The organism is Stenotrophomonas sp. AGC87 (genome assembly GCF_057333975.1).
Genome location: NZ_JBHFHW010000028.1, coordinates 1 through 5309, shown reverse-complemented (window position 1 = coordinate 5309; position 5309 = coordinate 1). Strand labels below are relative to the sequence as shown.

The window sequence follows — 5309 nt, the reverse complement described above, 5'->3', positions numbered from 1 at the left end:
CGCAACCGGCCAAACCGGACCCGATCGGCAGCGGCGCGGCGCGCATCTCCCCAGAGCGCGCCTCGCCCCTCTGCCTGTTGGGTCAACTACTCCCCGCCAGACTCCCCATCCGCGATGCTTGGCTCAGCGCGTCGTTGTTGGCGGGCCGCCATTGTGCAGGCCGTTTACGACAAGTCCATTGATCAAGATCAAGTCACTTCATATCTGTGCGCCACTTCTCACTTTTATCCCGACGCGTTGACAACGTTTGCACCTGAAACCGTTTTCGTGTGGTTGGGTGCGCAAACACTGCCGCACCAACAGCTCATGTCGCATGGACGGGCTGATGCTGTCGTGCCGCCATCACCAGCCCGAAGCTGGCCAGCAGTGAGACCGCCGAAGTACCGCCATAACTGATCAGCGGCATCGGCACGCCGACCACCGGCAACAGGCCGGAGATCATGCCGCCGTTGACCAGCACATAGACGAAGAACACCAGACCGGTGGTGCCCACCAGCAGGCGCGAGTAACCACAACGCGACTGGCTGGCGATCCACAGGCAGCGCGCAGTGACGAACAAAAACAGGCAGAGCACCACCGCCACGCCGACCCAGCCGAACTCCTCGGCCAGCACCGAGAAAGCGAAATCCGTGGTGTATTCGGGCAGGAAATCCAGCGTGGCCTGGGTGCCCTGCCCCCAGCCTTTGCCATGCATGCCGCCCGAGCCGATCGCGATCTTGGACTGGATGATGTTCCAGCCGGTGCCCAGCGGATCGTTCTCCGGATACAGGAAGGTCAGCACGCGATCCTTCTGGTATTGCCGCAGCAGGCCGAACCAGGCCAGCGGCGCGGCCACCGACAACCCACCCAGCGCGACGGCCATCCACCACCAGCGCAGGCCGGCCAGCAACAGCGCGAATACCCCGCTGGCGGTGACCAGCGTCGCCGTGCCGAGATTGGGCTGCAGCAGGATCAGCACTGCCGGGCCGCCGATCAGCACGGCCGCGGTCAGCACCGCACGCGGCCGCGGTGGCAACGGCTGCTTGTGCAGGTACCAGGCCATCATCATCGGCAGGCTGAGCTTGAGCAGCTCGGAAGGCTGCAGGTAGAACACGCCCAGGTTCAACCAGCGCTGGCCGTACTTGCCGGTGCCGACCACATACACGGCCAGCAGTGGCAGCAAGGACAAGGTGTAGATCCAGGGCGACCACGCGCGCAGCGTCACCACCGGCAGCCGCGACAGCCCCCACAGCGCGGCAAGCCCGGCGCCGTAGCGCATCGCCTGTGCATGCACGGGCCCGTCCACGCTGTGCAGGACGGCCAGGCCGGCCACCATCAGCAGGCACAGCGCGCCCACCAGGGGCAGATCCAGGGTGCGGAAAAAGAAATGGAACACGGCGCGTGCGCGCTGCAGTAGTTCGACCATACGGACGACTCCTGTGGATGACGCGACGCACAGCAGGAGGCGACACGGCGAACAGAAAGCAGGCCCGCTAGGCAGGCCGGCGCGAGCGCAGGACCGTAACACGCGCGGGCGCCGCAATCCTTAGCCGACACGTACCGCCGGGCCACGGCGCACGCATCGGGTGTGCTCAGCCGTAGCCGCCGTGCACCGGACTATGGCGACGAACCGCCATCACCAGCCCGAAGCCGGCCAGCAGCGAGACCGCCGAGGTACCGCCGTAACTGATCAGCGGCATCGGCACACCGACCACCGGCAGCAGGCCGGAAATCATGCCGCCGTTCACCAGCACATAGACGAAGAACGCCAGCCCGGTCGCGCCGGCCAGCAGCCGCGAATAGGTATCGCGCGACTGCGAGGCGATCCACAGGCAGCGCCCGATCACCACCAGGTACAACGCGAGCACGATCGCCACGCCGATCCAGCCGAATTCTTCGCTCAGCACCGAGAAGGCGAAATCGGTGGTCTGCTCGGGAATGAAGTTCAGGTGCGACTGCGAGCCCTGCCCCCAACCCTTGCCATCCAAGCCGCCCGAGCCGATCGCGATCTTGGACTGGATGATGTTCCAGCCGGCGCCGAGCGCATCGCTTTCCGGGTCCATGAACATCATGATTCGATCTTTCTGGTACGGCCGCAGCAGCCAGAACCAGGCCACCGGCGCGGCCGCGGCCACACCGCCGACCGCCACGCCGACCCACCACCACGGCAGGCCGGCCAGCAGCAGCACGAACGCGCCGCTGGCAGCGATCAGTACACCGGTGCCGAAGTCCGGCTGCAGCATCACCAGCCCGGTCGGCACGCCGATGATCACCGCACTGGTCAGCACCGTGGAGAAGCGCGGCGGCAGCGGCATGCGATGCAGATACCAGGCCACCATCATCGGCAGGCTGACCTTGAGCAGCTCGGCCGGCTGCAGGTAGAACAGCTTCAGATCCAGCCACTGGCGGCCGTACTTGCCGGTGCCCAGCACGAACACGGCCAGCAGCGGGATCATGGAGACTGCGTAGATCAGCGGCGTGGCCGAACGGATGCGCAGGATCGAGATCCGCGAAATCGCCCACATCGCGCCCAGGCCAACCGCGAAGCGCGCCCCCTGGGCGAACACCAGGCCGTCGCCGCCGGCGCTCTTGAGCACGGCCAGGCCCATCAGCATCAGCGCGGCCAGGGCCAGGCACAGCACCCAGTCCAGCGAGCTGCTGAAGCGGACGGCCATGTCGACCGCCCAGCGCAGGAAGACCTTCATCGTGGCCGCTCCGGTGCGGTCGGAGGTGGGGTGGCACTGGGGACGGGTGCACCGGGATCCGGCGCGGGCGCCGGCGCAGGCAGGCCCACCACCACCGGCATCAGCTCCAGCGCAGCCACGGCGGCGTCGCCCGCCTCGCGCACGGCGCCATCGCCGCCATCGAAGGCGGTGATCCCGATCGCGGTCGTACCGCGCTCGCTGTCCAGCGGCTCCAGGCCATCGGGCATCTTGCCGAGCAGCCAGGCGTCGAAAATCTTGCGTGCGATGGGCGCCGCGGCGGAGCCGCCGTAGCCGCCGCCTTCGACCGCGATCGCCACGGCGATCACCGGATGGTCGGCCGGCGCGAAACCCACGAACAGCGCGCGATGGCGCAGATGCAGCGGCAGGCTGCGCGGATTGACCGCGGCCGTACCGCGCCGGCTGATCACCTGTGCGGTACCGGTCTTGCCCGCCATCACGTACGGCGCGCCCGCGGCCGCACGCGCGCCGCTGCCGCCAGGCTGCATGGTGCCCATCATGCCCTCGCGCACCGCCTGCAGATTGCTCGGCGTGGGGCTGATCGGCTTGCTCTCGCCCGGCGGCGTCGCCGTCCAGTCCGCATCGAAACCGGCGCGCTGCTGCATCACCAGGTGCGGCTGGCGCAGCTGGCCATCGGCGATGCCGGCCACGCCATGCACCAGCTGCAGCGGGGTGACCTTCCAGTCGCCCTGGCCGATGCTGACGTTGACCGTATCACCGGGATACCAGCGCTCTTTGCGTGCCTTGAACTTGGCCGCCGGCGAGGGCAGGATGCCGCCGATCTCGCCGGTCAGGTCGATCCCGGTCGGTGCGCCGAACCCGTAGTAGCCCATGTAGTGGTCGAAGCGATCGATGCCCAGATCCAGCGCCAGCTTGTAGTAGTACGTGTTGACCGACTGGGTGATCGACTTGCGCAGGTCGGTCCAGCCGTGACCGCCACGGTTGGCATCGCCCCAACCGCGCGAAGTGCCCGGCAGATAGAACATGCCGGTGGACAGGATCTTGTCCTCCGGTCTGCGCACGCCACTGTCCAGGCCGGCCAGGCCGATCAGCGGCTTGATCGTCGAACCGGGCGCGACGCCGCCCAGCACCAGGCGGTTGAACTGCGGCCGCGAGGGGTTGTCGTTGAGCGCCTTGAAATCGGCATGCGAGATGCCGTTGACGAACAGGTTGGGGTCGTAGGACGGCAGGCTGACCATCGCCAGCACTTCGCCGGTGCGCGGGTCCATCGCCACCGCCGCACCTTCGAACTCACCAAAGGCGGCGACCATCGCGCGCTGCAGGTCGGCATCGATGGACAGGCGCAGATCGCTGCCCGACTGCGCCGCGACCCGGCCGATGGTGCGGATCGCCCGGCCCTGCACGTTGGTCTCGACCTGCTCGTAGCCGACCTTGCCGCGCAGCTGCTGCTCGTAATAGCGCTCCAGCCCGGACTTGCCGATGTGGGTCAGCGCGGCATTGCCCTCGCCCAGCATCTCCAGGTCCTTGTCATCGACTCGGCCGACGTAGCCGATGATGTGCGCGAACAGATCGCCGTACGGGTAGCGACGGGTCAGGTACGGCTCCAGCTCCACGCCCGGGAAGCGCCAGCGGTCCACCGCAAAGCGCGCCATCTCCTCATCGGTGACACGCAGCTTCAGGGTGACCGGCAGGAAACTGCGACGGGCCTTGCGCGACTTGTTGAAGGTCTCGATGTCTTCCGGGCTCAGCGCGAGGATGTTGGACAGGCCCGCCAGCGTGGCGTCCATGTCCTTGACCTTGTCCGGGGTGATGTCCAGGCGGAACGCGGGCACGTTCTCGGCCAGCAGCCGGCCGTTGCGGTCGTAGATCATCCCGCGCCCCGGCACCACCGGCCGCGGCTTGATCCGGTTGGCCTCCGAGCGCGTGGCGTAGATGTCGTGGTCCATCACCTGCAGCTTGAAGTACCAGCCGCCCAGGCCGAACAGGCACACCAGCACGCCGAGGAAGCCCAGCGCGGCACGGCGCCGGAACTGTTCTGCCTCGGCATGCGGATTCTTGGCCTGGCGGCGCATGTACATGTCAGCGCCCGCGTCGCCCGAAGCGCAGCGCATCCAGCAGCACGAACACCAGCGGCCACAGCGCCATGCCCAGCAGCGGCGCCCACCAGTACGACCACGGCAGGGTCGGCTCGCCGACCACGATGTGCACCACCGCGCTGACGATGCGGTCGTTGAACAGCAGGCCGCCGATCGCCAGGATCTGCTGGGACATCGGGAAGAAACGGATCCGCGCGCGGAAGCGCTGCAGGATGAAGGTCAGGATCACCAGCCGCAGCGCCTGCTCGCCGAGCACGCCGCCATAGAGCAGATCGGCGATGACGCCGCTGGCGAAGGCGATGCCCAGCCCGACCCGGTCCGGTGTCTCGATCACCCAGTAGGCCAGCACCAGTGCCAACCAGTACGGACGCAGCGGCTGCAGCAGCGCCGGCAGCGGCAACAGGCCCAGCAGCAGCGCCACGACCAGACTCACCGGCAGCACCCAGGGTTTGTCGCGCAGGCGGCTCATGGCCGGTTCTCCACGGGTTCGGCCTGCCGAGCATGGCTCGGCACTGCCGTGGATTCGGCTGCGTCACGGCGCGGAGCGGTC

General features: G+C 67.9%; 4 protein-coding genes. All 4 read right to left on the bottom strand.

What is annotated here, in order from left to right; all coding sequences use genetic code 11:
* Positions 1 to 304: 304 nt before the first annotated feature.
* On the bottom strand, positions 305 to 1405 hold the full coding sequence (gene rodA, locus ACE026_RS09750; RefSeq protein ID WP_486038838.1) for a rod shape-determining protein RodA: 1101 nt from the start codon (positions 1403 to 1405) through the stop codon (positions 305 to 307).
* A gap of 166 nt (positions 1406 to 1571) precedes the next feature.
* On the bottom strand, positions 1572 to 2684 hold the full coding sequence (gene rodA, locus ACE026_RS09745) for a rod shape-determining protein RodA (protein WP_486038837.1): 1113 nt from the start codon (positions 2682 to 2684) through the stop codon (positions 1572 to 1574).
* Entirely contained in the window at positions 2681 to 4741 is a 2061-nt protein-coding gene (gene mrdA, locus ACE026_RS09740; RefSeq protein WP_486038836.1) for a penicillin-binding protein 2, read from the bottom strand. Before mrdA ends, rodA (ACE026_RS09745) begins: the two co-directional genes overlap by 4 nt.
* 1 nt (position 4742) lies before the next feature.
* On the bottom strand, positions 4743 to 5228 hold the full coding sequence (gene mreD, locus ACE026_RS09735) for a rod shape-determining protein MreD (RefSeq protein WP_019186042.1): 486 nt from the start codon (positions 5226 to 5228) through the stop codon (positions 4743 to 4745).
* Positions 5229 to 5309 lie beyond the last annotated feature (81 nt).

Bases quoted from the DNA above. Each gene is read 5' to 3' on its own strand.
- rodA (WP_486038838.1), bottom strand. From the start codon at position 1,405: ATGGTCGAACTACTGCAGCGCGCACGCGCCGTGTTCCATTTCTTTTTC.
- mrdA (WP_486038836.1), bottom strand. From the start codon at position 4,741: ATGTACATGCGCCGCCAGGCCAAGAATCCGCATGCCGAGGCAGAACAG.
- rodA (WP_486038837.1), bottom strand. From the start codon at position 2,684: ATGAAGGTCTTCCTGCGCTGGGCGGTCGACATGGCCGTCCGCTTCAGC.
- mreD (WP_019186042.1), bottom strand. From the start codon at position 5,228: ATGAGCCGCCTGCGCGACAAACCCTGGGTGCTGCCGGTGAGTCTGGTC.